General features: G+C 72.3%; 25 protein-coding genes and 1 pseudogene. 16 read left to right on the forward strand and 10 right to left on the reverse strand.

From position 1 onward, the window contains the following. Positions 1 to 91: 91 nt before the first annotated feature. The 4 genes from ASG70_RS01430 (at position 92) to ASG70_RS01450 (ending at position 5,368) form a co-directional block, all read left to right on the forward strand. Positions 92 to 601 carry a hypothetical protein gene (locus ASG70_RS01430; RefSeq protein WP_056882088.1) on the forward strand — a complete coding sequence of 170 codons (510 nt, stop codon included), beginning with the start codon at positions 92 to 94 and terminating at the stop codon, positions 599 to 601. A 298-nt stretch (positions 602 to 899) separates the two neighbouring features. Next, entirely contained in the window at positions 900 to 3,413 is a 2,514-nt protein-coding gene (locus ASG70_RS01435) for an ATP-dependent Clp protease ATP-binding subunit (RefSeq protein WP_056882089.1), read from the forward strand. A 247-nt stretch (positions 3,414 to 3,660) separates the two neighbouring features. After that, positions 3,661 to 4,863 carry an LCP family protein gene (locus ASG70_RS01445; protein WP_156399768.1) on the forward strand — a complete coding sequence of 401 codons (1,203 nt, stop codon included), beginning with the start codon at positions 3,661 to 3,663 and terminating at the stop codon, positions 4,861 to 4,863. Next, positions 4,856 to 5,368, forward strand: coding sequence for an amino-acid N-acetyltransferase (locus ASG70_RS01450; RefSeq protein ID WP_056882092.1), 513 nt, complete (start codon positions 4,856 to 4,858; stop codon positions 5,366 to 5,368). Before ASG70_RS01445 ends, ASG70_RS01450 begins: the two co-directional genes overlap by 8 nt. A gap of 159 nt (positions 5,369 to 5,527) precedes the next feature. Here the strand turns inward: ASG70_RS01450 and ASG70_RS01455 are convergent, their stop codons facing one another. From ASG70_RS01455 to ASG70_RS01490, 8 genes are all read right to left on the reverse strand, one after another. Then, on the reverse strand, positions 5,528 to 6,982 hold the full coding sequence (locus ASG70_RS01455) for an MFS transporter (protein ID WP_082589939.1): 1,455 nt from the start codon (positions 6,980 to 6,982) through the stop codon (positions 5,528 to 5,530). Between the two features lies 1 nt (position 6,983). Further along, complete coding sequence (locus tag ASG70_RS01460) at positions 6,984 to 7,886, reverse strand: A/G-specific adenine glycosylase (RefSeq protein ID WP_369818861.1); 903 nt, start codon at positions 7,884 to 7,886, stop codon at positions 6,984 to 6,986. Next, positions 7,883 to 8,959, reverse strand: coding sequence for a DNA integrity scanning diadenylate cyclase DisA (disA, locus tag ASG70_RS01465; RefSeq protein WP_056882093.1), 1,077 nt, complete (start codon positions 8,957 to 8,959; stop codon positions 7,883 to 7,885). The genes ASG70_RS01460 and disA overlap by 4 nt, the downstream gene beginning before the upstream one ends. Positions 8,960 to 9,003: 44 nt before the next feature. Then, positions 9,004 to 10,389, reverse strand: a complete 1,386-nt coding sequence (gene radA / locus ASG70_RS01470; protein ID WP_056882094.1) for a DNA repair protein RadA — start codon at positions 10,387 to 10,389, stop codon at positions 9,004 to 9,006. 78 nt (positions 10,390 to 10,467) lie between these two features. Next, entirely contained in the window at positions 10,468 to 10,899 is a 432-nt protein-coding gene (locus ASG70_RS01475) for an SRPBCC domain-containing protein (protein ID WP_056882095.1), read from the reverse strand. 43 nt (positions 10,900 to 10,942) lie between these two features. Further along, complete coding sequence (locus ASG70_RS01480) at positions 10,943 to 11,653, reverse strand: class I SAM-dependent methyltransferase (RefSeq protein WP_056882096.1); 711 nt, start codon at positions 11,651 to 11,653, stop codon at positions 10,943 to 10,945. Beyond that, positions 11,650 to 12,450 (reverse strand): hypothetical protein, encoded by an 801-nt coding sequence (locus tag ASG70_RS01485; RefSeq protein ID WP_056882097.1) that lies wholly within the window; start codon positions 12,448 to 12,450, stop codon positions 11,650 to 11,652. Before ASG70_RS01485 ends, ASG70_RS01480 begins: the two co-directional genes overlap by 4 nt. Before the next feature lie 9 nt (positions 12,451 to 12,459). Then, the gene (locus ASG70_RS01490; protein WP_056882098.1) at positions 12,460 to 12,996 is read right to left on the reverse strand and encodes a hypothetical protein; all 537 of its coding nucleotides are present in this window, start codon (positions 12,994 to 12,996) and stop codon (positions 12,460 to 12,462) included. Positions 12,997 to 13,075: 79 nt separating this feature from the next. Here ASG70_RS01490 and ASG70_RS01495 point away from each other — a divergent pair, with 79 nt between their 5' ends. From ASG70_RS01495 to ASG70_RS01535, 9 genes are all read left to right on the forward strand, one after another. Further along, on the forward strand, positions 13,076 to 14,002 hold the full coding sequence (locus tag ASG70_RS01495) for a Ppx/GppA phosphatase family protein (protein ID WP_056882099.1): 927 nt from the start codon (positions 13,076 to 13,078) through the stop codon (positions 14,000 to 14,002). A gap of 243 nt (positions 14,003 to 14,245) precedes the next feature. Next, the gene (locus ASG70_RS01500; protein WP_056882100.1) at positions 14,246 to 15,073 is read left to right on the forward strand and encodes a sugar phosphate isomerase/epimerase; all 828 of its coding nucleotides are present in this window, start codon (positions 14,246 to 14,248) and stop codon (positions 15,071 to 15,073) included. Further along, positions 15,070 to 15,702, forward strand: a complete 633-nt coding sequence (locus ASG70_RS01505) for a TetR family transcriptional regulator (RefSeq protein WP_056882101.1) — start codon at positions 15,070 to 15,072, stop codon at positions 15,700 to 15,702. The genes ASG70_RS01500 and ASG70_RS01505 overlap by 4 nt, the downstream gene beginning before the upstream one ends. Positions 15,703 to 15,748: 46 nt before the next feature. Then, positions 15,749 to 16,474, forward strand: coding sequence for an ABC transporter ATP-binding protein (locus ASG70_RS01510; protein ID WP_056882102.1), 726 nt, complete (start codon positions 15,749 to 15,751; stop codon positions 16,472 to 16,474). Next, positions 16,471 to 17,205: an ABC transporter permease gene (locus ASG70_RS01515; RefSeq protein WP_056882103.1), complete on the forward strand. Its 735-nt coding sequence runs from the start codon at positions 16,471 to 16,473 to the stop codon at positions 17,203 to 17,205. The genes ASG70_RS01510 and ASG70_RS01515 overlap by 4 nt, the downstream gene beginning before the upstream one ends. An 85-nt stretch (positions 17,206 to 17,290) precedes the next feature. Further along, positions 17,291 to 18,241, forward strand: a complete 951-nt coding sequence (locus ASG70_RS01520; protein ID WP_200949167.1) for a proline dehydrogenase family protein — start codon at positions 17,291 to 17,293, stop codon at positions 18,239 to 18,241. Positions 18,242 to 18,278: 37 nt separating this feature from the next. Next, positions 18,279 to 19,085 (forward strand): pyrroline-5-carboxylate reductase, encoded by an 807-nt coding sequence (proC, locus tag ASG70_RS01525; protein ID WP_056882104.1) that lies wholly within the window; start codon positions 18,279 to 18,281, stop codon positions 19,083 to 19,085. Further along, positions 19,078 to 19,623, forward strand: coding sequence for a GNAT family N-acetyltransferase (locus ASG70_RS01530; protein ID WP_082589941.1), 546 nt, complete (start codon positions 19,078 to 19,080; stop codon positions 19,621 to 19,623). Before proC ends, ASG70_RS01530 begins: the two co-directional genes overlap by 8 nt. A gap of 55 nt (positions 19,624 to 19,678) precedes the next feature. After that, positions 19,679 to 20,203: a GNAT family N-acetyltransferase gene (locus tag ASG70_RS01535; RefSeq protein ID WP_056882233.1), complete on the forward strand. Its 525-nt coding sequence runs from the start codon at positions 19,679 to 19,681 to the stop codon at positions 20,201 to 20,203. A 9-nt stretch (positions 20,204 to 20,212) separates the two neighbouring features. Here ASG70_RS01535 and ASG70_RS01540 read toward each other — a convergent pair whose 3' ends face one another. Further along, entirely contained in the window at positions 20,213 to 20,878 is a 666-nt protein-coding gene (locus ASG70_RS01540; RefSeq protein ID WP_056882106.1) for a TrkA family potassium uptake protein, read from the reverse strand. A gap of 108 nt (positions 20,879 to 20,986) precedes the next feature. Between ASG70_RS01540 and ASG70_RS01545 the strand changes: the two genes are divergently transcribed. Both ASG70_RS01545 and ASG70_RS18735 read left to right on the forward strand, forming a co-directional pair. After that, on the forward strand, positions 20,987 to 22,183 hold the full coding sequence (locus ASG70_RS01545; protein WP_056882107.1) for an acetoin utilization protein AcuC: 1,197 nt from the start codon (positions 20,987 to 20,989) through the stop codon (positions 22,181 to 22,183). A gap of 162 nt (positions 22,184 to 22,345) precedes the next feature. Next, positions 22,346 to 22,546 (forward strand): helix-turn-helix domain-containing protein, encoded by a 201-nt coding sequence (locus ASG70_RS18735; protein WP_056915613.1) that lies wholly within the window; start codon positions 22,346 to 22,348, stop codon positions 22,544 to 22,546. Positions 22,547 to 22,597: 51 nt separating this feature from the next. On the opposite strand, the pseudogene ASG70_RS01550 reads toward ASG70_RS18735, so the two are convergent. Then, positions 22,598 to 26,087, reverse strand: a pseudogene (locus tag ASG70_RS01550) (M36 family metallopeptidase); the annotation flags it as partial. On the opposite strand from ASG70_RS01550, the gene ASG70_RS18740 reads away from it, so the two are divergent. Beyond that, positions 26,074 to 26,172 carry a 30S ribosomal protein bS22 gene (locus ASG70_RS18740; protein WP_003792170.1) on the forward strand — a complete coding sequence of 33 codons (99 nt, stop codon included), beginning with the start codon at positions 26,074 to 26,076 and terminating at the stop codon, positions 26,170 to 26,172. The pseudogene ASG70_RS01550 and the gene ASG70_RS18740 overlap by 14 nt on opposite strands. Positions 26,173 to 26,219: the final 47 nt, after the last annotated feature.

Here is a 26,219-nt window from a genome sequence, read left to right on the forward strand (position 1 = left end):
AAAGTCGCCGCCCGGCGCCCGTACGCGCCACGNGTTTCGCCCTCAGCGGACGCCTCTGGCGCACCGTTCGTAATCTTGTAATCATCGTTACATGACAACGAAGACAACAGCGGAAGCCTGGCTGGCCGGCCGACTCCCGACTGACTGGTTCACCGGCCCCGTCGAGGTCACCCGCGACCGCGACGAGCTGCTCGTGGTCGGCACCCTCGCGGCGCCCGAGCTCGACTCCGACGACCAGACCGAGCGCGAGATCGCCGCGCGCGGCCGCATCGCCTCCTTCCGTGAGGACACCCGCGAACGCCGCATCGAGATCGCCCGCGAGCTCGAGCACCTCTCGGGCCGCAAGGTCTCCTGGGGTGTGCGCATCGGCGACACCGAGGTCCTCTTCACCCACCTCGCCGCGCCGGTCATGACCCGGTTGCGCCAGCCCGAGCGCAAGGTGCTCGACACCCTCGTCGAGGCCGGTGTCGCCCGGTCGCGCTCCGAGGCCCTCGCCTGGTGCGTGCGGCTCGTCGGCGAGAAGTCCGACAGCTGGCTCGCCGAGCTGAGGCAGGCGATGGAGCACGTCGACGAGGTGCGTCGCAAGGGCCCGGCGGCGTGACCAAGCGCACTTCCCACCGCCAGTACCCGGCCCCACCCGGCCCCACCCGGGCCGACCCGGGCCTCGCCCCAGCCGAGCGCGTGACCCAGGTCCGTCCGCTCACGGCGAACATGAGCCGACCCGGCTCAGGGCCGGGAACAGGGGTGGGAGGCCCCGCGTTCCACCGGACAAGCGTCGCGACAAGCATCAAGCGCGCGCCTCGGAGCGTCCCGATCAGGTATCGGTCGCCGGAAGGCGTGAGCGGGGTGCGTGCCGCACGGATAGCATCGAGGTGATCTCGATAGGCAGGAGCAGAAAGATGTTTGAACGGTTCACCGACCGGGCCCGTCGGGTGGTGGTGCTTGCGCAGGAAGAGGCGCGCATGCTCAACCACAACTACATCGGCACGGAGCACATCCTGCTCGGCCTCATCCACGAGGGTGAAGGCGTCGCCTCCAAGGCTCTGGAGAGCCTCGGTATCTCGCTGGAGTCCGTCCGCGAGCAGGTGCAGGAGATCATCGGCCAGGGGCAGCAGGCCCCGAGCGGCCACATTCCCTTCACGCCCAGGGCGAAGAAGGTCCTCGAGCTCAGCCTCCGCGAGGCGCTGCAGCTCGGCCACAACTACATCGGCACCGAGCACATCCTGCTCGGTCTCATCCGCGAGGGTGAGGGCGTGGCCGCGCAGGTCCTCGTCAAGCTCGGGGCCGACCTCAACCGGGTGCGCCAGCAGGTCATCCAGCTGATCTCGGGTTACCAGGGCAAGGAGGGCCAGGCCGCCGGTGTCGGCGGCGGGGTCCAGCAGGAGGGCACCCCCGCGGGGTCGCTCGTGCTCGACCAGTTCGGCCGCAACCTCACCATGGCCGCCCGCGAGGGCAAGCTCGACCCGGTCATCGGGCGCGAGAAGGAGATCGAGCGGGTCATGCAGGTGCTGTCCCGCCGCACCAAGAACAACCCGGTGCTGATCGGTGAGCCCGGCGTCGGCAAGACCGCCGTCGTCGAGGGCCTGGCCCAGGACATCGTCAAGGGCGAGGTGCCCGAGACCCTCAAGGACAAGCAGCTCTACACCCTCGACCTCGGCGCGCTCGTCGCCGGCAGCCGCTACCGCGGTGACTTCGAGGAGCGGCTGAAGAAGGTCCTCAAGGAGATCCGCACCCGCGGCGACATCATCCTGTTCATCGACGAGATCCACACCCTCGTGGGTGCGGGTGCCGCCGAGGGCGCGATCGACGCCGCCAGCATCCTCAAGCCGATGCTGGCCCGTGGTGAGCTCCAGACCATCGGTGCGACCACGCTCGACGAGTACCGCAAGCACATCGAGAAGGACTCGGCGCTCGAGCGCCGCTTCCAGCCGATCCAGGTCGCCGAGCCCACGCTCAGCCACGCGATCGAGATCCTCAAGGGCCTGCGAGACCGCTACGAGGCGCACCACCGGGTGTCCATCACCGACGGCGCGCTGGTCTCTGCGGCCAACCTCGCCGACCGCTACATCAACGACCGGTTCCTCCCGGACAAGGCGATCGACCTCATCGACGAGGCGGGCGCGCGGTTGCGCATCCGCCGGATGACCGCACCGCCGGACCTGCGGGAGTTCGACGAGAAGATCGCCGCCGTGCGCCTGGAGAAGGAGTCGGCCATCGACGGCCAGGACTTCGAGAAGGCCGCCAGCCTGCGCGACGACGAGAAGAAGCTGCTCGCCCAGAAGGCCGAGCGCGAGTCGCAGTGGAAGTCCGGCGACATGGACGTCGTGGCCGAGGTCGACGAGGAGCTCATCGCCGAGGTCCTGGCTGCCAGCACCGGCATCCCGGTCTTCAAGCTCACCGAGGAGGAGTCCTCGCGGCTGCTCCACATGGAGGACGAGCTGCACAAGCGCATCGTCGGCATGGACGACGCCATCAAGGCTCTGTCCCAGGCGATCCGCCGCACCCGGGCAGGCCTCAAGGACCCGCGTCGCCCCGGCGGCTCGTTCATCTTCGCCGGCCCCACCGGTGTCGGTAAGACCGAGCTCGCCAAGACGCTGGCCGAGTTCCTCTTCGGCGACGAGGACAGCCTCATCCAGCTCGACATGAGCGAGTTCTCCGAGAAGCACACGGTGTCGCGCCTGTTCGGCTCGCCCCCCGGCTACGTCGGCTACGAAGAGGGTGGCCAGCTCACGGAGAAGGTGCGCCGCAAGCCGTTCTCGGTGGTGCTGTTCGACGAGGTCGAGAAGGCCCACCCGGACATCTTCAACTCGCTGCTGCAGGTGCTCGAGGACGGCCGCCTCACCGACTCCCAGGGTCGGATGGTCGACTTCAAGAACACCGTCATCATCATGACGACCAACCTCGGCACGCGGGACATCTCCAAGGGTTCGCTCGGCTTCTCGGCCGGCGCGGACACCCGCAGCGACTACGAGCGGATGAAGAACAAGGTCACGGACGAGCTCAAGCAGCACTTCCGCCCCGAGTTCCTCAACCGTGTCGATGACACGATCGTCTTCCCCCAGCTCACGCAGGAGGAGATCGTCGCCATCGTCGACCTCGAGATCGCCAAGTTGGACAAGCGCCTCAAGGACAAGGACATGGGCATCGAGCTCACGACCGAGGCCAAGAACGCGCTGGCCAAGAAGGGCTACGACCCCGTGCTCGGTGCGCGCCCGCTGCGCCGCACCATCCAGCGCGAGATCGAGGACGTCCTGTCCGAGAAGATCCTGTACGGCGAGCTGAAGGCGGGCGAGCTGGTGCTCGTCAACGCCGACGGCGAGGGCAAGTCGGCGACGTTCACCTTCGTCGGCACGCCGCACCCGAGCGGGATTGAGCTCCCCGTCGTCGAGACGGTGGGCGACTCCTCGGAGTGACCACCGGTACGGCGCGCGGTCACCGCGCGCCGTACCCACCGCCAGAGGGCGGCACCCCACGGGTGCCGCCCTCTGCGCGTCCCCGCGCGGGTCGACGCGAAACCCCACGCGGGGCAGTCGAGCACAGCGACAACCTGCGCGAGTCGGCTACTCGACCCCCTGCCCATCGCCGACCCGGGGCCCCGGGACGCGCCCGGAGGAGGCGACGGTGTACGGCGCACCGAACGCTCCGTCGTAGATTGGTGGCGTGGCTTCCCCCTCGAAGCGCTTCGCGCTGCCCTCCTCGCTGCCCCGCCGCTCCGTGCTCCTCGGGCTGGTCGCGGCACCGCTGACCCTGGCCGCCTGCTCGAAGGACAAGAAGAAGGCGACCCCGCCGTCGACCACGTCCTCGACCACCACGACCACGGCTGCGCCGGCCCCCGCCAAGCCCGCGGTGACGGGCAAGGGCCTGCCCAAGGACCTGCTCGCCGTGCTTGGCACCCTCTACCTCGGCGGCAAGGTGCCGGCGAGCGGCGACGTGGCGTCGGCGCTGGCCAGGCGCAAGGTCCTCAAGAGCTCGGTCGCCGTGTCCGGCACCACGGGGCGCTGGATGGGGTCGACGGTGGCCAGCATCGTGCACGGCAAGGACGTCACCCTCCTGGTCAAGGGCACCTCCTCGTGGTCGGTCGTGGGCGGCTGGTGGCCCTCGATGGCCGTCTACCGCCCGGACTTCCCGACGATGCGGGTGCTGGCCATCGGCTCCGACGCCCGCCCCGGCCAGCCGGTCGAGAAGTGCCGTGGCGACGCGCTGCACATCATCGGCGTCGACCACAAGGGCGTCGGCGGCATCGTCGGCATCCCGCGCGACTCGTGGGTGCCGCTGTCGTCGGGCGGCAACGCCAAGGTCAACGCCGCCCTGGTGTTCGGTGGCGCCAAGGGCCAGGTGCGCACCATCGAGAAGGCGTCGGGGGTGCAGATCGACGGCTACGTCATCACCGGCTTCTACGGCTTCCGCGGGATGGTCGACAGCCTCGGCGGCATCATCTTCGTGGCCAAGCAGTCGCTGCGCAGTGTCGACAACTTCCAGATCGTCAAGGCCGGCACCAACAAGCTCACGTCCAAGACCGCCCTGGCCCTGGCGCGGGAGCGCAAGCACCTGCCCAACGGCGACTTCGGGCGCTCGGCCAACCAGGGCGAGCTCATCAAGGCCGGCATGGTCATGGCACAGAAGCTCGGCCCCGCCCAGCTGGCGCGCCTGCTCGGCCTCATGGGTTCCCACCTGGCGACCAGCCTGACGCCGACGCAGGTGCTGAACCTCTGCGCCAGCCTCTACCTCAGCGACACCGCCAAGGTCCCCAACAGGGTCGTGCCCGGCGCGATCGGCACCCGGGAGGGGCAGTCCGTGGTGCTCCTGGGCAGCCAGGCGCAGAGCACCTTCAGCGACATGAAGGACGGGCGCCTCGGTGCCTGAGGCCCCGGGAGACGTGGTCGTACGGCGTGCCAGGACCAGCGACATCCGCACCATCCGCGAGATCGTCCGTCCGCACGCCGAGTCGCGGGTCCTGGTGTCCAAGGACGCAGTCACCTACTACGAAGCGGTGCAGCAGTTCCGCGTCGGCGAGGTGGGCGGCCGCGTCGTGGGTTTCGGTGCGCTGCACGTGATGTGGGAGGACCTCGCCGAGATCCGCACCCTCGCGGTGAGCCCGGAGGCCAAGGGCCTGGGCGTTGGCTCCAGGCTCCTCGAGGCCCTCGTGGAGGACGCCCGCGAGCTGGGGGTCGAGCGGCTCTTCTGCCTCACCTTCGAGGTCGACTTCTTCGGCCGCCACGGGTTCGAGGTGATCGAGGGCCAGGCCGTCGACCCCGAGGTCTACGCCGAGCTGGTGCGGTCGTACGACGAGGGCGTGGCGGAGTTCCTCGACCTCGAACGGGTCAAGCCCAACACCCTCGGCAACACCCGGATGCTCCGCACTCTCTGAGGTCTTCTCCTTGCCGTGGCGGCGGCCCTCGCGACGTCGACGTCGCTGAAGCGCCCGGCCGGCGTGGCGACGACCCGCGCCCACTCGGCACGGTGCGCCCGCGCGACCGCCTCGAGGGCGTCGGCGCCGCTCATCGAAGCCGGCTCCGCAGGTCGGTCGTCACCGGTGGTGGGGCGCGGCGGCTCCGGGCCGGACCATCCGGATGCGGACCGAGACGCCCAGCACGACCACCAGCAGGGCCGAGATGACCCCGAACCCCAGCTGTGGGACCAGGGGCAGGCCGATGCCGATGCCGCCGCCCACCACCCAGGCGATCTGCAGCACCGTCTCGGACCACGCGAACACCCGCGTCCGCACCGACTCCTCGATGTCGCGCTGCACGACCGCGTCGCTGCTGAGCTTGATGAGCTGGGCGGCGAGCCCGGCGACGAGGCCGAGGACGAGCAGGGTCACCAGCGAGTAGAAGAAGGCCGCGGCCAGGGCGGCGAGGACGTCGGCGATGAGGGCGACGGCGATGATGACGTCCGGGCGCAGCCGGCGCAGGGCGTTGCCGACCACGGTGCCCAGCGCATTGCCTGCACCGGCTGCGCCGACGACGAGCCCCAGCACGAGCGTTCCGCTGTGGCCCGGGATCGGGTGCTCGCGCATGAGGAACGCCATGAACAGCGTGAGGAACCCGGTGAGCAGCCTGGCCCCGACGGCGCTCCACAGCGCCACGAGCACGGTGGTCGGCAGGGCCGCCACCCGTGAGCGCAGCCGGCGGCCGAGGCTCGTGCGCTCGCCGCTGCCGCGAGGTGGCACGGGCACGGGGCCGGTGTCCTCGATGTCGAGCTCGCCGCTGCTGGAGTCCACCCGCGACGGCAGCCGGATCGCCAGGACCGTGCCCACGACGTAGATGAGGAAGGCCAGGCGCAGCGACCACTCCGGCCCCACCCTGGCCGCAGCCCCGGCCAGGCCGCCGCCCACCGCCATGCCGGCGACCCCGGCAAGGGCGTTGCGCGAGTTGGCGTTGACCAGGCTGAACCCCGGCGGCAGGAGGCGCGGCACCGCGGAGGCGCGGGTGACGCCGTACGCCTTGGACGCGACCAGGCACCCCAGCGCGGCGGGGAACAGCCACGCCGACCCGTCGGTCACGGCCCCGGCGAGCACCCAGCACAGGAACGCGCGCAGGGCGAGCGTCGTGCCGATGGCCCAGCGCCGGCCGTGGCGGAACCGGTCGAGCAGCGGACCGATGAACGGGGCGAGCAGCGCGAACGGCGCCATCGTCAGGGCGAGGAACTGCGCCACCTGTCCGCGGGCCTCGTCGGTGGGGATGGCGAAGATGGTGCCGGCGAGGCTGACGGTGAGGGCCGCGTCGCCCGCGAGGTTGACGAAGTGGAGCTCGATGATGCGCGCGAGGCCGCTCTCTCCGGCTCCGGCGGAGTGTGTGTAGGCACGGGCTCGGCGGGCTCCGGCGCGTCCGCCCCGCCCCGCGAGCCGTGCGCCGGCGACGGTGCCGTGGCCGATCGCCCGGCCGGTGGCCGAGGCGCCACGGCGCAGTACCGTGCCCGCGCGCCGGGCCGTGCCGTGCGTGCCGTCGTGCTCCCCACCGCCGACACCCGGGCCCGCGCTCATCTCAGCTCGCCTCCCGTGCCCCGGGCAGCTGGAAGAAGTCGCGGGCCAGGGGCTCGACGAGGCCGTCGGCCACGAGGGAGTCCAGGCATCGCTCGCGTTGCAGGGCGAGCGGGGACACCGCCTCGATCTGTTCGCGGGACACGGGCCCGTCGCTCTCGCGCAGCAGCCGTAGCAGGGCCCCGCGCATCTGGCGGTCGGTGCCCTCCCACGCCTGCCCGCGCCGTGGCGGGCCCTCGTGCGCGGGACTGCCCGCGAGCCGCCACGCGCACAGGTCCCGGATCGGGCAGGCTCCGCAACGCGGGCTCCGGGAGGTGCAGACGAGGGCGCCGAGCTCCATCACGGCGACGCTCCAGGTGCGCGCCCGAGGTGGCTCCGGGGGCACCAGCTCGGCGGCGGTCACGAGCTCCGCACGCGTGGGCGACGGCGCGGCATACGCATCGCCGCCCACGGCCCTCGCGAGCACCCGGCGGACGTTGGTGTCGACCACGGTCGTGCGCTGCCCGAAGGCGAAGGTCGACACGGCTGCAGCGGTGTAGGTGCCGACGCCGGGCAGCGTCGCGAGCTCGGCCTCGGTGCCCGGGACCATCCCCCCGAACCGCTCGGTGATGGCGACGGCCGCGGCGTGCAGCCGCAGCGCGCGCCGCGGGTAGCCGAGCCTGCCCCAGGCACGGACGGCGTCGCCGGGTGGCTGCGCCGCCAGGTCGGCCGGCTCGGGCCAGCGCGCCAGCCACTCCAGCCAGACGGGCAGGACACGGGCAACCGGCGTCTGCTGCAGCATGACCTCGGAGACGAAGATGCCCCAGGGCGTCGCCTCGTCGGTGCGCCACGGCAGGTCACGCGCGGCGGTGGAGTACCACTCCAGCACCCGTTCGTGCAGCCGCTCGGGGGCGGCCAGGCTGGTCACACGTAGCGTTCGAGGATGCTCGACTCGGCGAGGCGCGACAGGCCCTCGCGGACGGCACGGGCGCGGCCCTCGCCGACCCCCTCGACGTCCATGAGCTCCTCGAGGTTGGCGGCGAGCAGCTTCTGCAGGCTCCCGAAGTGGTCGACGAGCCGGTCGACGATGGCGCCGGGCAGGCGCGGCACCTTGCTCAGCAGGCGGTAACCGCAGGGGCTGACGGCCGAGTCGAGGGCGTCGCCGCCGATGGCGAAGCCGACTGCCTTGGCGCCGGCCGAGAGGTCGAGCAGCTCGGTGGACGTCAGCTCCTCCAGGGCGGCCATCGCCTCGTGGAGCTGCAGGCCTGCGCGGGTGACCGGCAGGTAGTCGCGGATGACGAGCTCGCGGTCGTTGCCGAGGCCGCCGGTGAGCTCCTCGAGCTGCAGGGTCAGCAGGCGCCCGTCGACGCCGAGCTCGACGACGTAGCCGGAGATCTCGTCGCGGATCCGCCGGACCATCTCGAGGCGCTGCAGGACGCTCGCGACGTCGCGGACCGTGACGAGGTCCTCGATCTCCAGGGCGGACAGGGTGCCGGTGACCTCGTCGAGCCTGGACTTGTAGCGCTCGAGCGTCTGCAGGGCCTGGTTGGCGCGCGACAGGATGGCGCTGGAGTCCTCGAGCACGTGGCGGCGCCCGGCGACGTAGAGCGCGACGATCCGCATGGACTGGCTCACCGAGACGACGGGGTACCCGGTCTGCTTGGCGACACGTTCCGCCGTGCGGTGCCGGGTGCCGGACTCACTGGTCTCGATGGAGGAGTCGGGCAGCAGCTGGGTCGCGGCGCGCAGGATGCGGGTGACCTCGCGGTCGACCACGATCGCGCCGTCCATCTTGGCGAGCTCGCGCAGCCGGGTGGCGGAGAACTCGACGTCGAGCGGGAAGCCGCCGGTCGAGATCTGCTCGACGGTGCGGTCGTGGCCGAGCACGATCAGGGCGCCGGTGCGGCCGCGCAGGATGCGCTCGAGGCCGTCTCTCAGCTCGGTGCCCGGCGCCACTGCGGCGAGGGTGGCGCGAAGCGCATCGTCCTCGCGAAGATCCACGTGTCAGTCCCCTTGGTGTGCCGCCGGTCCGGTCTGGCGCGAGTCTAACCGTGCGCGGGCTGCAGCGCGGAGTGCACCGCGCTGCGGATGTCGGCACACTCCACGACCCGCATTCCAGTGGGCGCCTGGCCCTTGGTGAGGACCCCGGCGGGCACGTAGGCGGTGCGGAACCCGAGCCTCGCGGCCTCGGCCAGACGACGGGGTATGCCGCCGACGGGCCGCAGCTCGCCCGCGAGCCCGAGCTCGCCGAAGGCGATGGAGCGCTCGACCAGGGGGCGGTCCATCACCGAGCTCGCGACGGCCAGCGCGATGGCGAGGTCGGAGGCCGGCTCGGTGAGCCGCACCCCGCCGACGGTCGACAGGTAGACGTCGGAGCTGCCGATCGGCGCCCCGGCCCGCTTGGCGAGGACCGCGATGATCATGGCGGCGCGGGCGGAGTCGAGCCCGCTGGTGGCGCGCCGTGGCGTCGGGATCTCGCTCTTGGCGACCAGGGCCTGCACCTCGGTCATGAGGGGGCGGCGCCCCTCCAGCGTGACGGTCACGCAGGTGCCGGGGACGGTCAGGGTGCTGCGGGACAGGAACAAGCCGCTGGGGTCCGCGAGCCCCGTGATGCCGGCGTCCGACAGCTCGAAGCAGCCCACCTCGTCGGTGGGGCCGTAGCGGTTCTTCACCGCGCGCACGAGCCGCAGCTGGGAGTGCCGGTCGCCCTCGAACTGCACGACGACGTCGACGAGGTGCTCGAGCACCCGCGGTCCGGCGATCGAGCCGTCCTTGGTGACGTGCCCGACCAGCAGGGTGGCGATGCCTCGCGACTTGGCGACCTGGATCACCGAGGCGGCGACCTCGCGCACCTGGCTGACGTTGCCGGCGGAGCCCTCGATGTCGCCGCTGGAGATGGTCTGGACCGAGTCGACGACCACGAGGTCGGGCTCGATCGTCGCGATCTGCCCCAGCACGGTCGCCAGGTCGGTCTCGGAGGCGAGGAACAGGGTCGTGGCCATGGCCTCGATGCGCTCGGCGCGCATGCGGACCTGGGCTGCGGACTCCTCGCCGCTGACGTAGAGGACCGTGCGGCCGCCGCCGGAACGGGCCGCGCGCGCGGCCACGTCGAGCAGCAGGGTCGACTTGCCGATGCCGGGCTCGCCGGCCACGAGGACCACGGCGCCCGGCACGAGGCCGCCGCCCAGGACCCGGTCGAACTCGTCGACGCCTGTGGACCTCGCCTCGGCCCGGCGGACGTCGACGTCGCCGATGGGCAGCGCGGGGCGCTCGACCCGGGCGGCCGCGGTGGTGCGGACGGTGACCGCGCCGACCTCGGCCACGCTGCCCCACGACTGGCACTCGCCGCAGCGCCCGACCCACTTGGCGGTGGTCCAGCCGCACTCGCTGCAGCGGTAGCCGCTCGCCCGGGTCGACGTCTTGGTTGCCATGGGCGACAACCTACGTGGCGGCTCCGACAGGCAGGTCCCGCGGGGGCCGGGCTCGCACTCCTGCCCGGACGGACCCGGTCAGGACGACTCGACGACCTGCTTCATCCCGTCGAGCATCCCCTGCCAGCTCTGCGAGAACTGCTGCGCCTGCTGCTCGTCGGCGCACCCGTCCTGGGAGAGGGTGACGACCGTGCCACCCCCGTCGGACGAGGCCAGCTCGTAGCGGACCGTGTGGTAGTTCTCGGGCCGGTCCTCCTGGCCCATCAGCGGGCTGTAGTGGGTCACCTCGAGCACCCAGCCCGGGTCGGCCCGAAGCACCTCGCCCTTGTCCTGGTAGGGCTTGCCGTCCATCTCACCGGACCAGGTGATCGGGCTGCCGACGGCCCAGTCGGTCTCCACGCGGCTGCCCATCATGTATCGGGCCACCTGGTCGGGGTCGGTGAGCGCCTCCCACACGCGCGGCCGGTCGGCGTCGACCTCGACCTGCGCCCTGGCGATCTGTCCAGTCATGCGAACCTCCGTTGGTTGCGGTGCCCCACATCCTGCGCCGGAGTCAGAAGCGGCGCCACCACAGGTTGACGGCGTAGTCGACGCCGGTGCCCTCGTGCTCGGCGAGGATGCCCTCGGCCGCCGTGTCGGGGAACTCGATGCGCACGACCGCCTCGAGGTCCTCGCGCCGGGCGAAGTCCCAGCGGATGGCCAGCGCCTCGCGGGACCAGCCCTGCCGTGCCCAGAACCGCTCGACCGCCAGCGGGTCGTAGGACGGGTTGGCCCGGGCGAACCAGCGCCCGAAGGTCGAGCGCGTGGCGTCGTTGTCGATCACGAACGCCGTCCCGCCCGGCCGCACCACCCGCTCGAGCTCACGCAGCCCCGGCTCGCTCCCGGCCCCGAAGAAGTAGGCCCAGCGCGCATGGGCGACGTCGACGGAGTGGTCCCCGAGGGGCAGCGACTGGGCGACCCCCTCCTCGACGCGCACCCGCTGCATACCGGCGGTGCGCTCGCGGGCCACGGCGAGCAGCGGCGGGTGGGGCTCGACGCCGACCACGCCGGTGCAGCCCAGCTCGACGAAGCGCGGCAGGTGGAACCCGGTGCCGCACCCCACGTCGAGCAGGTCAGCTCCCTCGAAGGGGTGCAGCCGTGCCATGGCCGCCTCGATGACGCCGTCGGGGTCGGCGCCGAGGTTCTCGACCTCGTAGACGTCGGGGGAGTCCCAGATGTTCGGGCTCCGCGTCGGCGGGTGCTGGGGGCCTGTCGGCTCGCTCACTGGCGCCGGCGACCCTCCTGCGCGGCCAGCGTCGCCGGGTGCACCATGAGGGGAAGCATCTTGCGGGAGTAGGCGTTCCGCGCAGCCTTCACGCTCGCCAGGTGGGCCTCGCAGCGCACGGCGAGCTCGGCGTACGCGTCCTCGCCCATGAGCTCGACGAGCTCACCGCGGTTGCTGCGGAAGACGGGCTCACGGCCGACGTGTGCCTCAGGGTTGCCCGAGCAGTACCAGTCGAGGTCGTGACCGCCGGGGCCCCAGCCGCGCCGGTCGTACTCCGTGATGGTCACCTCCTGCCAGGACGAGCCGTCGGGCAGCTCGACCGTGCGGTAGGTGCGCCGGATGGGCAGCTGCCAGCACACGTCGGGCTTCACCGTGTGGGGCTCCTTGCCGTGCAGCACGGCGTGCTGGTGCAACGCGCAGCCGGCGCCGGCCGGGAAGCCGGGGCGGTTGAGGAAGATGCACGCGCCGTCGACGACCTTGGTCTTGATGGCGTCGTCCTCGGGCTCGGTCCAGGCCGAGAGCTTGGTCGACCCGGGGTGGAGCTGCCACTCGTCCTCGCCGAGCTCCTTGACGACCTTCTTGACCCGCTTGACGTCGTCGTCATCGGTGAAGTGCGCGCCGAGGGTGCAGCAGCCGTCGTCGGGCCGGTCGGCGTAGATGCCCTGGCAGCCGTTGCCGAAGATGCACGTCCAGCTCGACGTCAGCCAGGTGAGGTCCACCCGGAACCGCTGGCCGGTGTCGGCCGGGTCGGTGAACTCCACCCAGAGGCGGGGGGTGTCGAGCGGGGTTTCTGGCACGCCGCAACCCTACGGCGTGGTGCCCCCACCGGAGGGGAGGGCCCGCGCGCCACCGGAGGGCAGGGCCCGCGCGCGGCGGCGCCGGGCGACGAGCACCGCCCCGAGGACGACGAACAGCACCACGGCGGACGCCCAGCTGGGCCGGGTGAGGTCGGCGAACACGTCCGAGGCGCCCACCGCCCGCCCGGCCGAGGGGTCGGTCGGGTCGCCCGGCTTCGACAGCATCTCGAGGCCCAGCGGCACGAGCAGCACCGCTGGCACGGCCAGGAGCAGCAGCCCCCAGCGGGAGCCGGCCAGCCGCCCGATCAGCAGGAGCAGGGCCACCGGCAGCAGGGCGGTCAGGCAGGCCATCCCCGACTCGACGTACTGGCTGCGGGACGGGATGTCACCGAAGAACGGGGCGGTGTTGATGCCTGCACCGAAGACCGTCCACGCCAGCAGGCACCACCCGAGCAGGACGACGCCAGCGGTCAGCGGCCACCTGGGCCGGGACGGCCGCGGAGGCGGTCGTTCGGCGAGCCGGGGCTGGGTCGGAGCAGTCGGCATGCACCCCAGTCTGTCCCGGTCTGCACCGTCCTGCGCGACGAGACCCGGTGTGCGGGGCAGCGACCACTAGCGTGGGCGCATGCGCCTCGGGGTGGTCGACGTCGGTAGCAACACCGTCCACCTGCTCGTCGTCGACGCCCACCGCGGCGCCCAGCCGCTGCCGGCGACCTCGCACAAGATCGAGCTGCGCCTCTCCGAGCACGTGACCGACGAGGGCCTCATCTCCTCCTCCGGCGAGAGGGCGCTCGCGGGTTTCATCGCCGAGTGCCTGACCGTGGCCGAGGACCAGGGCGTCGAGGAGGTCATGGCGTTCGTGACCAGCGCGGTGCGCGAGGCGCCGAACGGCGACGAGGTGCTGGAGCGGGTGCACGAGGGGACCGGGCTGGCGCTGCAGGTGCTCACCGGCGAGGACGAGGCGCGGCTGACCTTCCTGGCGGCCCGGCGGTGGTTCGGCTGGTCGAGCGGGACCTTGCTCGTCGTCGACATCGGGGGCGGTTCGCTCGAGCTCGCGGCGGGCATGGACGAGGAGCCGGACGCCGCGGTGAGCCTCCCGCTGGGTGCCGGCCGCCTCACCCGCGACCTGCTGCCCGGGGACCCGCCGTCCGCCGAGGTGGTCCGGGAGGCTCGTCGCGCCATCCGCGTGCGGCTCGCCAGCGAGCTGCGTCCCCTGGCCAAGGCCGGACCCCCCGACCGGGCGGTGGGCACGTCCAAGACGATGCGCTCCCTCGCGCGCCTCACCGGCGCCGCCCCGAGCAGCGAGGGCCCGTACGCGGCGCGCCACCTCGAGCGCGCGGCCCTCGCCGACCTGGTGGGCCGGCTCGCGACGCTGTCGGCCGCCCGCCGCGCGGAACTCCCGGGGGTGTCCGTGGGCCGGTCGCGCCAGCTGCTGGCCGGCGCCATGGTCGCCGAGGCGGCCATGGACCTGCTCGACCTCGAACGCCTCGACATCTGCCCTTGGGCGCTGCGCGAGGGCGTCATCCTCGACCGGCTCGACACCCTGCGCTGACCCCGGCGCCCCGCGCCGGCGGCCCCCTACCGCCATCGCTCGCTCAACTCCGCCCCAGACCGCCGCCCGAAGTCCCAGACTTCGGGCCAAAACCACCCCCTTGGCCCGAAGTCCCAGACTTCGGCTGAGGGCCACGCCCCCCGGCCCGAGGTCTGGGACTTCGGCGCGGGGGCCAGACACCCTGCGCTGACCCCGGCGCACCGTCCCGGGGGCGCTCCCAGCGGCCGTGGGTAGGCTCGTCGCATGCCCTCGGCGGTCTCGGTTCCCGGTGCCTCGGTGGCACTGTCGACCGCCTCGGTCTACCCCGAGAACTGCGCGGCTGCGTTCGCGACTGCGGCCCGGCTCGGCTACGACGGCGTCGAGGTCATGGTCTGGACCGACCCGGTGACGCAGGAGGCCGGCGCGCTCTCTGCCCTGAGCGGCCTGCACGGGCTGCCGATCGTGTCGATCCACGCGCCGACGCTGCTGCTGACCCAGCGGGTGTGGGGGCCCGACCCGTGGACCAAGGTGGACAAGTCGATCGAGCTCGCCCAGGAGGTCGGCGCGTCCACGGTCGTCCTGCACCCGCCGTTCCGGTGGCAGAAGGAGTACGCCCGGGACTTCGTCGAGGGTGTGGCGCTGCGCGAGCACGAGACCGGCATCGCCCTCGCCGTGGAGAACATGTTCCCGTGGCGGGCCCGGCAGCGTGACTTCGAGGCCTACCTGCCCCACTGGGACCCCGTGCCGCAGGCCTACGACAACGTCACCCTCGACCTGTCCCACACCGCCACCGCCGGCTCGGACGCGATGGAGATGGCGCGCGTGCTGGGCGGGCGGCTGGCGCACGTGCACCTCGCCGACGGCCTCGGCTCGGTCAAGGACGAGCACCTCGTACCCGGTCGTGGGCTCCAGCCGTGCGCGGAGTTCCTCGAGATGCTGGCGACGCAGGGGTATGCCGGGCCGGTCGTCGTCGAGGTGGGCACCCGCAAGCTGGGTGCGGAGGAGCGGGAGCTCGACCTCGCGGAGGCACTCGCGTTCGCCCGCCTCCACCTGGCGACGGCGGCGGCCCCCGTCGTCGGCGGGGTCCAGTGAGCCCGCGCGGGCGGCGGCCCGGGGGCGTCGACACCCGTGCCGCCATCCTCACCGCAGCGCGCGCCGACTTCGCCGAGCAGGGTTACGACGCGACGTCCGTGCGGGGCATCGCGCGCCGTGCCGAGGTGGACCCCGCCCTCGTGCACCACTACTTCGGCGGCAAGGCCAAGCTCTTCGCGGCGGTGCTCGACATCCCTGCCGACCCGGCCGTGCTGATCGGCGCCATCGTGCACGGGCCGCGCGAGCGGGTCGGGGAGGCCCTGGTGCGCACGTTCCTGTCGGTCTGGGACTCCGAGGAGGACCGGCAGCGGTTCCAGGCGCTGCTGCGGTCGGCGGTGACCCACGACGAGGCCACCCTGATGCTGCGGGAGTTCCTCACCCGCGAGGTCTTCGGCCGGGTGATGCGGGAGCTGGCGCCGGCCGCCGGGCGCAGCGAGGCCGCGGGACGCAGCAAGGTCGCCGGCGCCCGCGAGCTCGAGCTGAGGGCGGGGTTGGCGGCCTCGCAGATGATCGGGCTGGCCGTGATGCGCTACATCGTCGAGCTGCCCGCCGTGGTCGGGGCCAGCCACGACGAGCTCGCGGCGATGCTGGGGCCCACGCTGCAGGGCTACCTGGCGCCGGACGACTGACCACCGACCCTTGTCCGGACCCTCGCCCGGGTCTACTATTCATCGCATGATGAATAACGTCATCGAGGTCGAGGGGCTCACGGTCGAGCGCGGCGGGCGCACCGTCCTGCCAGACCTCTCCGTGGTCGTGCCCGCCGGCCAGGTCGTGGGGCTGCTCGGGCCCAGCGGCAGCGGCAAGTCGACGCTGATCCGCGCCGTCGTCGGGGTGCAGGTCGTGGCCGGAGGCACCGTCCGGGTCCTGGGGGAGCCGGCCGGCTCACCCGACCTGCGGCACCGGGTCGGCTACGTCACGCAGGACCCGAGCGTGTACGACGACCTGTCCGTGCGCGCCAACGTGCGCTACTTCGCCGCGATGCTCGACGCGCCGCGGTCCTCGGCCGACGACGCCATCGCCGCCGTCGACCTCACCGACCACGCGGACGCCCTGGTCGGCCGGCTCTCGGGCGGCCAGCGGTCGAGGGTCTCGCTCGCCGCCGCGCTCGTCGGCGACCCCGAGCTCCTCGTCCTCGACGAGCCCACCGTCGGGCTCGACCCCGTCCTCCGCCGCGACCTGTGGGGGCTCTTCAACCGCCTTGCGGCGCAGGGTCGTTCGTTGCTCGTATCGAGCCACGTGATGGACGAGGCCGCCCGCTGCGACCGGCTGCTGCTGCTGAGGGAGGGGCGGGTCCTGGCTGATGCGACGCTGCCGGACCTCCTCGAGCGCACCGGGACCACCGACGCCGAAGGCGCCTTCCTCGCCCTCATCGACCGTGCCGAGGAGGCAGCCCGATGAACGTCCACCGCACCCTCGTCACGGCCGGCCGGGTGCTGGCCCAGCTGCGCGCCGACCACCGCACCATCGGGCTGATGCTCGTGGTGCCCTGCGTGCTCATCGGCCTGCTGGCCTGGATCTTCCAGGACACCCCGGTGTTCGACGCCCTGGGCGCGCCCCTGCTCGGCGTCTTCCCGTTCGTCGTCATGTTCATCGTCACCAGCGTGGCGACGCTGCGCGAACGCACCTCGGGGACGCTCGAGCGGCTGCTCACCACCCCGATGGGCAAGGGCGACTTCATGCTCGGCTACGCGATCGCGTTCGGGGTCATGGCCGTGCTGCAGGCGCTGGTGGCCACCGCGTTCGCCGTCTGGGTCTGCGGCCTCGACGTCGCCGGGCCGCTCTGGCAGCTGGTCGCCGTCGCCGTCCTCGACGCCCTCCTCGGCTCGGCGCTGGGCCTGCTCGCGAGCGGCTTCGCCCGGACCGAGTTCCAGGCGGTGCAGTTCATGCCGGCCTTCGTGCTGCCGCAGTTCCTCCTCTGCGGGCTGCTCGTGGCCCGTGACCGGCTCCCCGACGTCCTGCACCCGGTCTCGGACGTGCTGCCGCTGTCGTATGCCGTCGACGCCATGAAGGCGGTGACCACCAGCACCGCACCGGGCAGCGACGTGCTCGGGGACGCCGTCGTCATCCTCGTCTGGGTGGTCGCCTCCCTGGTGCTCGGGAGCCTGACCCTGCGGCGCCGCACCCCCTGACGGCGCTGGTGCGGGACACCTGCGCGCTGACGTTAGCCTTGGGGGCGGCCTCGGATGGCCACCCCTCGACGTCGGAAGGACCCCTGTGGACGCCAGTGACCTGCTGCGCAACTCCCTGCTCCAGCTCTCCAAGAGCGGGACGGTCCGGCAGGCGGTCGAGAAGGCGCCGGTGAGCCGCGGCGTCGTCCGGCGCTTCGTGCCCGGGGACCGCACGGCGGACGCCGTCGCCGCGACGGCCGAGCTGCGTGCCACCAACCGGCTCGCGACGATCGACTACCTCGGCGAGGACACCACCGACCTCACCCAGGCGATCCGCACCCGCGACCACTACCTCGAGCTGCTGGCGGCCCTCGCCGACGCCGACCTGTCGCAGCACGGCATGGGTGAGGTGAGCCTCAAGCTCTCGGCGCTCGGCCAGTACCTCCCCGGCGACGGCCACAAGATCGCCCTCGAGCACGCCCGCGAGATCTGCCAGGCCGCGGCCAACGCCGGCACGACGGTGACCCTCGACATGGAGGACCACACGACGACCGACGCCACGCTGGAGTCGCTGCGCGAGCTGCGCCAGGACTTCCCGTGGGTCGGCGCGGTCATCCAGTCCTACCTGCGCCGCAGCGAGGCCGACTGCCGCGACCTCGCCCACGAGGGCAGCCGGGTCCGCCTGTGCAAGGGCGCCTACAAGGAGCCGGAGTCCGTCGCCTACCAGTCCTCCGGCGAGGTCGACCAGAGCTACGTGCGCTGCCTGAAGACCCTGATGGCCGGCGACGGCTACCCCATGGTCGCCAGCCACGACCCCCGGCTGCTCGAGATCGCCGGGGCGCTCGCCGACCACCACGGCCGAGACGCAGGCAGCTACGAGTACCAGATGCTCTACGGCATCCGGCCCGAGGAGCAGAAGCGCATCGCCGACCGCGGCAACCAGATGCGCGTCTACATCCCCTACGGCGAGGAGTGGTACGGCTACCTCATGCGCCGCATGGCCGAGCGTCCCGCCAACACGATGTTCTTCCTGCGCGGTCTCGCCTCCAAGAACTGAGCGGCACGCCGGCGCCACCGGCTGACAGACTCCTCCCATGGGAACTGTCGCGATCCTCGGTGCCGGTGTCATGGGCGAGACGTTGCTGTCGGGGCTGGTTCGCTCCGGCCGCAGCGTCGACGACCTCGTCGTCACGGCCCGGCGCCCCGATCGCGCCGCCGACCTCGTCCAGCGGTACGGCGTGCGCGCCCTGTCCAACGTCGAGGCTGCGCAGGTGGCCGACACCGTCGTCCTCGTGGTGAAGCCGCAGGACATGGCCCTGCTCGTCGAGGAGATCAGCGACCACCTCTCGCCGGGCAACCTCGTGGTCAGCCTCGCCGCCGGCATCCCGACCGCGTGGCTCGAGGCGCGGCTGCCGCAGGGCGTCGCCGTCGTGCGGGTCATGCCCAACACCCCGGCCCTGGTCGACCAGGGCATGGCGGCGGTCAGCCCCGGCCGCAGCGCCGACGCCGCCCACACCGAGGAGGCGTCCGAGCTGCTGCGCTCGTGCGGCCGCGTCGTGCAGGTCGCCGAGAAGCACCAGGACGCGGTCACCGCGATCAGCGGCTCCGGCCCCGCCTACATCTTCTACGTCGTGGAGGCCATGATCGAGGCCGGCGTCGTGCTCGGCCTGCCCCGGCCCACCGCCACCGAGCTCGTGGTGCAGACGCTGTTCGGGGCCGCCACGATGATGCGCGAGACGGGGCAGCACCCGACGGTGCTGCGTGAGCAGGTCACCTCCCCGGGCGGGACGACGGCAGCCGCGCTGCGCCAGCTCGACGACCACAAGGTGCGGGCTGCGTTCATCACCGCCATGGAGGCGGCCGCCAACCGCTCGCACGAGCTGGCCTCCGGCCATGAGTGACGTGTCGCCCGGCGCGCGCGGGTCCGGCACCGGGCTGGAGGTCGTCCGCGTCGACGGCTCGAACTGGCGCACCTACCGCGACGTGCGGCTGGCGATGCTGGAGGCCGCGCCCCGGGCGTTCTGGACCACCCACGCCGAGGCGTCCGCCCGTCCCGACGAGGAGTGGCAGCAGCTGGTCGGCCGGTCACGCACCTGGCTGGCCCTGCTGGACGGTCGGGCCGTCGGCTCGGTCGGCTCCTTCCGGGTGCCCGACCAGCCCGAGGACGAGTGCGTGCTCGTCGGCATGTGGGTCGACCCCTCCGCCCGCGGGCAGGGCGTCGGCGAGCGGCTGGTGCGCACGGTGGTCGAGGCTGCAGCGGCCGACCGGCTCGAGCGCGTGGTCCTGGAGGTGGCGCACGAGAACACGGCGGCACTGGCTCTCTACGAGCGCATGGGTTTCCGGCCCACCGGGCGCACCGGCGTGATGCCCCACGACCCCTCCATCACCGAGCTCGAGATGGCCCTGGCTGTCAGCGAGCTCCCAGCGGGCTCTTGGTGAACTCTGGGAAAACCCATCTGACCCCGGTGCCCCTGCGCGTGCGAGAGTGTTCCGCATGAGCGACATCACCGTGCGTCGGCTGGACGAGGACGAGTGGGAGCAGTACCGGACGGCTCGCCTGAGCGCCCTGGAGGAGTCACCCGAGGCCTTCGTCGCGACCGCGGACGAGGAACGGGCCTACGACGAGGACTTCTGGCGTGCCCGCATGCGCCGCTCGCAGCGGCTGCTCGCCGAGGTCGAGGGTGAGTCCGTGGGCGTGGCCAGCGTCGGCCAGGCCCAGGAGGGCAACGACAAGGTCGCCGAGCTCTTCGGCCTCTGGGTCGCCCCGACCGCGCGTGGCACCGGCGTCGCCACCCAGCTGGTGCAGGCCGGTGCGGACGTCGCCCGGGCGCAGGGACGCAGCCACCTCGCGTACTGGGTGGGTTCCGACAACGGGCGGGCCGTGGCCTTCGCGAGCGGGTTCGGGTTCCGGCCCACCGACAGCCGGCGCCCGATGCGCGTGCGGAACGGCGACGAGCCCGAGGACGAGATCGCCATGGTCCTGCCGCTCGGGGAGGACCGCGGGACCCCTGCCCTCTGAGCCCCGCGGCTACGGACGTGAGGCGAGGCGGTCGAGCAGGTCGGTGGGGCCGCTGACGATGAGGGTGTCGTGCGCGGTCACCTTGGTCTCCGGGAGGGCGTAGGTGAAGTCGTCGCCGGGGGACTTCACGCCGACCACCGTGACGCCGTACTTGCTGCGGATCTGGCTCTGCGCCAACGTGAACCCGATCGCCTCCTGCGGCGGCTTCATCTTGACGATGGCGAAGCCGTCGTCGAACTCGATGTAGTCCATGAGCTTGCCGTTGAGCAGGTGAGCCACCCGCCGGCCGCTGTCCGCCTCGGGCGAGATGACGTGGTGGACCCCGATCCGCTCGAGGATGCGCGCGTGCTCGGGAGTCAGTGCCTTGGCCCAGATGGTCGGTATGCCGGCGTCGACGAGGTTCATCGCGCAGAGCACCGACGCCTCGACCGAGGACCCGATGCCGACGACCGCCAGCTTGAAGCTGCGGGCCTTGAGGTTGCCGAACGCCGCGGGCTGGCTGGCGTCGGCCTGGACGATCTTGGCGACCTTGCCGAGGAAGGTCTCGGCCAGCTCGTGGTCGCGCTCGACGGCGACGACGTGGTGGCCGAGGCGCTGGAGCTCGATGGCGACGGCCCCGCCGAACCGGCCCAACCCGATGACGAGCACGTCGTCGTCGTACAGCTTCTTACCCACCTGAGCAGCCCTCCGCGGCGTCGTCGACGTGAGGGCGCCACGCTACCGCGTCCCTGCTGGTGGGACCGTCCTGTCCGCTGGGGCGCCGGCCCCGGTAGCGTTCCCGCCATGCCCTCACAGGTGCGGGTGGTCTGGGACCCAGGCTTCACCGCCTACGACTTCGGGCCGGGCCACCCGATGAGCCCGGTCCGGCTGGACCTGACCGCGCGGCTGTGCGAGGCGCTGGGGGTGTTCGACGCGGACGGGGTCGAGGTCTTCTCGCCCGAGGTGCCCGACGACGCGGTGCTCGAGACCGTGCACGAGCCGGCCTACGTGGCTGCGGTGCGCGCGGCCTCCGAGGACCCGGGCTCTGCCGACGGCTCCCGCGGGATCGGGACCGAGGACGACCCGGCGTTCGCGGGCATGCACGAGTCGAGCGCCCGGGTCGTCGAGGGCACGCGCACGGTGTGCGCCGACGTGTGGGAGGGGCGGGCCGCGCACGGCGTCAACTTCTGCGGCGGGCTGCACCACGCGATGCCCGGCAACGCCTCCGGCTTCTGCATCTACAACGACATCGCCGTCGGCATCCAGTGGCTGCTCGACCACGGCGCCAAGCGGGTGGCCTACGTCGACGTCGACGTCCACCACGGCGACGGGGTGGAGCGGGTCTTCTGGGACGACCCGCGGGTCCTGACCATCTCGTTGCACGAGTCGGGGCGAGCGCTCTTCCCCGGCACCGGTTTCGCCGGGGAGATCGGCGGCCCGTCTGCGGAGGGCGAGGCCGTCAACGTCGCCCTGCCACCGGGTACGGGCGACTCCGCCTGGCTGCGCGCGCTCCACGCCACCGCGCTGCCGCTGGTGCGCTCGTTCAAGCCCGACGTGCTGGTGACCCAGCACGGCTGTGACACCCACGCGCAGGACCCGTTGGCCCACCTCGCCCTGTCGGTCGACGCGCAGCGGGCTGCAGCCGAGGCGCTGCACCGGCTCTCCCACGAGGTCTGCGAGGGCCGCTGGGTCGCCCTGGGCGGCGGCGGCTACGAGGTCGTCGACGTCGTGCCCCGCACCTGGACGCACCTCACCGCCATCGCTGCTCACCAGCCGGTCGCGCTCACCGAGCCGGTGCCGGAGGAGTGGCTCGACCACGTCGAGACGCTGCTCGGCCGGGTCGGCCCGCGCCGCATGGGGGACCGTGACCCCGCCGAGGGACCGATCTGGCACCAGCCCTGGGACATGGGCTACAACCCGCACAGCGAGGTCGACCGCGCCATCATGGCGACCCGCCAGGCGGTGTTCCCGCTGCACGGCCTCGACCCCTGGTTCGACTGACAAATCCGACCCGTTGCGGCGTGTCGACTGGACATGGCCGAGGAAGTTTTCCCATTGACTTCCCCATGAGTCACATCTGCCCCTACAGTTCCTCATGCACGAGCGTAGGAGTCCGCCGGAGGGGAAGCCGGCGATGCGCGCGTGCAGAAGATCGAGGTGGACATGTCCAACGAGCGACAGCTCGCCGAGGTGCGGTTCCTGACCGTTGCCGAGGTGGCCTCGATCATGCGCGTGTCGAAGATGACGGTGTACCGCATGGTGCACGCAGGAGAGCTTCCCGCCATCCGCGTCGGCCGGTCCTTCCGGGTCCCGGAGGACGCCGTGCACAAGTACCTGCGCACGTCGTACGTCGACACTGCATGATCTGCTGAGCACGACGACGAAGGGGCGGGCCGGGACTGGTGTCCCGGCCCNCCGCCACCGCGACGTCCGCGCCCATGTAGAGCTGCGTCACGAGGTAGACCGAGCCGGGCGGGATGACCGCCGACTCGTCAGCGGCCGCCGTGGCGACCGATCCCGTGAGCTGGCACGAGCTGTCGAGGAAGTACAGGTCGAGGTCGTGCCCGACCGACGCGTCGGCGTCGCTCGTGCCCTTGACCGAGACCGAGTGCAGGCCGTCGGAGAACCCGGCGGGGAACTTCGTCACCCAGCCGTCCACCCCCTGGCTGGCCGGCGGCATCGTGCACAGCGTGTTCATCTCCGTGCCCGTGACGCCGAAGACGTTCTGCAGTCCGGTGGCATCACCGGCCGCCGGGTTCGGCGCCGTGATCGTGCCGGAGTCGGTGTAGGCCGGGTCCGGGGTGACCGTGCCGTTCTGCACCACCGCCCCGGAGCCGAAGACCTCGATGTCGGCCACCTGGGCCTGGGTGGCGGTGTTGCCCTGGACCGAGTCGACGAAGAACCGGACGTAGGCGGCCTTGACCGGCGTCGTGAGGTTGAAGGTCGTGAAGTTGAGGTCCGGCGCGGTGGGCCGCGGCGCGGCGTACGCGAATCCACCGGTGCGGGCCGTCGTCCAGGTGACGCCGTCGGTCGAGGTCTGCACGGTGAAGTCCTTGAGCGCCGTGAACCGTGAGGCGTTCGTGGCCTTGAACGCGCTCACCCGCACGCTGCTCACCGTCGCGGGGGCGGCCAGCTTCACCGTCACCCGCTCGTCCGGGCCGTCGTTGTACGGCGTCGTGCCCGCCCTGGTCGCCCAGACGGAGGCGGCCGTGTCGTCGAAGGCGAACTTCGCCGGGGCGCCGTCGTCCTGGCTGGAGGCGCTCACGATGGTGGCGCCGGCCGACGTCGACGCCAGGTTGGGGGCCAGCTTGACCGTGCGGGCCGTGTTCTTCCCGGCGGTGACGGCGAAGCCGTCGATCGTCTGCACGCCGAAGCCGGGGGCCTGGATGGTCAGCGGGTAGGTGCCGGCCACGGCCGTGACCGTGAAGCCACCGGTGGCGCCGGTGCGGCCGAGCGGGGTGACCCGGGCCTCGAAGCGGCCGAGGATGATCCTGGCGCCCGGGACCGGCTTGCCGGTGGTGGCGTTGAGGACGGTGACGGCCGCGGTGCCGTTGCGGGCCGCCACGGGGTGGTCGAAGCCCGGCGTCGGGTCGGTGTCCTCACCGGTGACGGACTTCGCCGACGCGCCCGCACCACGCTTGGCGAAGACCGACCAGATGAGGTCGGTGTCGTCTCCGTGGAAACGGTCGAGGTCGGCCGACAGGATCCCGTCACGGGCGTCGAGGAACGACGGGTCCGGGGCGGTCAGCGGCATGCCGTCGGTGACGAGGCGGGCCGCGACGTCCGCGCCCTTCGCAGCGCCGTACCGGGCCACCAGGGCCTTGCGCAGGTCCCACAGCGTGGCCGTCCAGATCTCGCCGTCGGCGTGGACCTCGGGGCCGGTGAGGTCGTAGCCGATGTCGCCGAACGTCGTCGGGTTCTGGTCGTAGTCCCAGTTGCGGATGCCGCGGGTGGCGTTGCCGGTGACGTAGTCGCCCACGATCGGCTTCGACAGCAGCCCGGCGTTGAAGCCGTGGTTGAGGGCGTACCAGTCGGACCAGCCCTCACCCATGGAGCCCGCCTGCTGCGAGCCGAGGGCGCTGCCGCCGGCGACGTAACGCGTCGACAGGCCGTGGGTGTACTCGTGCTGGATGACGCTCATGTCGAACGAGCCGTCGCGGTACGGGCCCTCGAACGCGTCGTCGATCGGCTCCCACAGGAACATGCCGCTCCACGGCGGGATGCCGTCGTCCAGGGTGAGCATGTAGGCGTTGTCGCGTCCGGTGTAGGTCGGGTTGCCGCCCGAGGCGGCGCCGGCCTGGACGAGGCCGCGGATCGCGTCGCCGCCCATGCCGCCGTTGGAGTCGTTGTCGAGCTGGAAGTTCCCGGCGGTCTCGGTGAACCCGAGCGCGTAGTACTCGTCGTGGATCCGGTTGTGCTGGAAGAACAGGTTGGTCGCGGCGGAGTTGAGGTCCTGGGCGTAGGACGGTGGCACCGTCTGGCCCTTCGTGGCCGCCCACTGGTTCGTGTAGGTGTAGCTGAAGCTCCCGGTCGGGGTGACGGGCCGGGGTGCGTTGTCCACCGGGCCGATGTAGTTGGACCAGTTGGCGTAGGTGTCGGCGTTGTTGCCGTAAGTGGTCACGCCCGTGCCGGCCAGGCCGGTCGGGTCGACCCAGCCCTTCGGCGACTGCGCGGTCGGCCCGAACGACTGCTGGCGCGGCGTGCCGCCCTTCGCGGCCCCGGGGTGGTTGTCGTAGACGGTGCCCTGCGGGTCCTCGGCGTGCTGGACCACGCTGGCGCGGTAGAGGACCCGGCCGGTGGTGCCGTCGACGATCGCCTCCCACGCCTCGGTGGGGCTCTTGATGAAGTAGACCTTGTAGGCGGCGACGCTGCCGGTCCTCGTGCCGAAGGTGACCTTCTTCGCGTACGACGGACCGCCGAAGGGGCCGCGCGCGAAGGTCGTGTAGCCGGCCTGGGTGCCGTCCGCCTGCGGGGTGAACGCGGTGCCGGGGGCCAGCGCGCCGGCGACCGCGAGGACGGCGCCGGTCTCGCCGAGCACCCAGCCGCCCGTGAGCCCCGCGCCCGGCGTGGGGTCGCCCGCGTAGGACAGGACGCGGCCGTCCTGGGTGACGGCGACGTTGAGCCGGCCGCCGCGCGCCGCCGGCACGCCCGCGACGGTCTGGACCAGGTCGACGACGTGCGTGCCCGTCCCCGGCAGGGTGTGGTCGCGCACGAGGGCGAGCCCGTCGACCTGGCTGGTGGAGAGGCCGAGCGCGGCGGCGTTCGCCCGCAGCCAACTGCGGGCGACGGTGACGGCCGCGCCGCTCGTCGGACCGGTCAGCGCCTGGGGGCCGCGCAGGGAGCGCAGCGTCCCGAAGCGCTCGTCCCACGTGGCGCGGGCGCGCTGGCCGCTGCGCCGCAGCAGCGCCGAGAGCGCGTCCTTCGCCGCGGCGGTGGGGACGACGGGCCGGTCCACCGCGCGCGTGTCGAGGGTCCTGGTCAGGGCGTCGACGGTGTCACCGAGGCCGGGGAGGACCGTCGAGCCGGTGTCGGCCGCGGGGAGCCCGGCCGTGGCGCCGGCCGCTGAGGACAGGGGGAGCGCGGTGGCGGCCGCGGTCAGCAGGCACACCCCCACGGCGATCGAGTGCTTGCGAGACGACTTCACGAGATCTCCTGCTGACTGGCGGGTCCTCGTTGACCCGGTCGCCGTGTCAACGAGACCTCCTGAGCGCGGGTTACACGGCGACCGTGGCGGAGTGCCGACGCCGCCGCGTCGGGTTGCCGCCACCACGCAGGCGTGGACCGGGTTTGGGGTGCAGCGCGCCGGGCCGCTAGAGTGACCAGCACTGTTCGGCGTGGTGCGTTGGTTCGTTGCCCCGTCCGGCAACACGACCACGACCTCAAGGACACTCATGGGCTCTGTCATCAAGAAGCGCCGCAAGCGGATGGCGAAGAAGAAGCACCGCAAGCTTCTGCGCAAGACGCGCCACCAGCGTCGCAACAAGAAGTGATGAAAGGCCCCCGCCTCGCGGGGGCCTTTCATCTGTCCGGGCGGATG

The organism is Phycicoccus sp. Soil748 (assembly GCF_001428025.1).
Taxonomy (GTDB): domain Bacteria; phylum Actinomycetota; class Actinomycetes; order Actinomycetales; family Dermatophilaceae; genus Pedococcus.

Bases quoted from the DNA above. Each gene is read 5' to 3' on its own strand.
- ASG70_RS01430 (WP_056882088.1), top strand. From the start codon at position 92: ATGACAACGAAGACAACAGCGGAAGCCTGGCTGGCCGGCCGACTCCCG.
- ASG70_RS01435 (WP_056882089.1), top strand. From the start codon at position 900: ATGTTTGAACGGTTCACCGACCGGGCCCGTCGGGTGGTGGTGCTTGCG.
- ASG70_RS01455 (WP_082589939.1), bottom strand. From the start codon at position 6,982: ATGAGCGCGGGCCCGGGTGTCGGCGGTGGGGAGCACGACGGCACGCAC.
- radA (WP_056882094.1), bottom strand. From the start codon at position 10,389: ATGGCAACCAAGACGTCGACCCGGGCGAGCGGCTACCGCTGCAGCGAG.
- ASG70_RS01475 (WP_056882095.1), bottom strand. From the start codon at position 10,899: ATGACTGGACAGATCGCCAGGGCGCAGGTCGAGGTCGACGCCGACCGG.
- ASG70_RS01490 (WP_056882098.1), bottom strand. From the start codon at position 12,996: ATGCCGACTGCTCCGACCCAGCCCCGGCTCGCCGAACGACCGCCTCCG.
- ASG70_RS01495 (WP_056882099.1), top strand. From the start codon at position 13,076: ATGCGCCTCGGGGTGGTCGACGTCGGTAGCAACACCGTCCACCTGCTC.
- ASG70_RS01500 (WP_056882100.1), top strand. From the start codon at position 14,246: ATGCCCTCGGCGGTCTCGGTTCCCGGTGCCTCGGTGGCACTGTCGACC.
- ASG70_RS01510 (WP_056882102.1), top strand. From the start codon at position 15,749: ATGATGAATAACGTCATCGAGGTCGAGGGGCTCACGGTCGAGCGCGGC.
- ASG70_RS01515 (WP_056882103.1), top strand. From the start codon at position 16,471: ATGAACGTCCACCGCACCCTCGTCACGGCCGGCCGGGTGCTGGCCCAG.
- proC (WP_056882104.1), top strand. From the start codon at position 18,279: ATGGGAACTGTCGCGATCCTCGGTGCCGGTGTCATGGGCGAGACGTTG.
- ASG70_RS01530 (WP_082589941.1), top strand. From the start codon at position 19,078: ATGAGTGACGTGTCGCCCGGCGCGCGCGGGTCCGGCACCGGGCTGGAG.
- ASG70_RS01535 (WP_056882233.1), top strand. From the start codon at position 19,679: ATGAGCGACATCACCGTGCGTCGGCTGGACGAGGACGAGTGGGAGCAG.
- ASG70_RS01545 (WP_056882107.1), top strand. From the start codon at position 20,987: ATGCCCTCACAGGTGCGGGTGGTCTGGGACCCAGGCTTCACCGCCTAC.
- ASG70_RS18735 (WP_056915613.1), top strand. From the start codon at position 22,346: ATGTCCAACGAGCGACAGCTCGCCGAGGTGCGGTTCCTGACCGTTGCC.
- ASG70_RS18740 (WP_003792170.1), top strand. From the start codon at position 26,074: ATGGGCTCTGTCATCAAGAAGCGCCGCAAGCGGATGGCGAAGAAGAAG.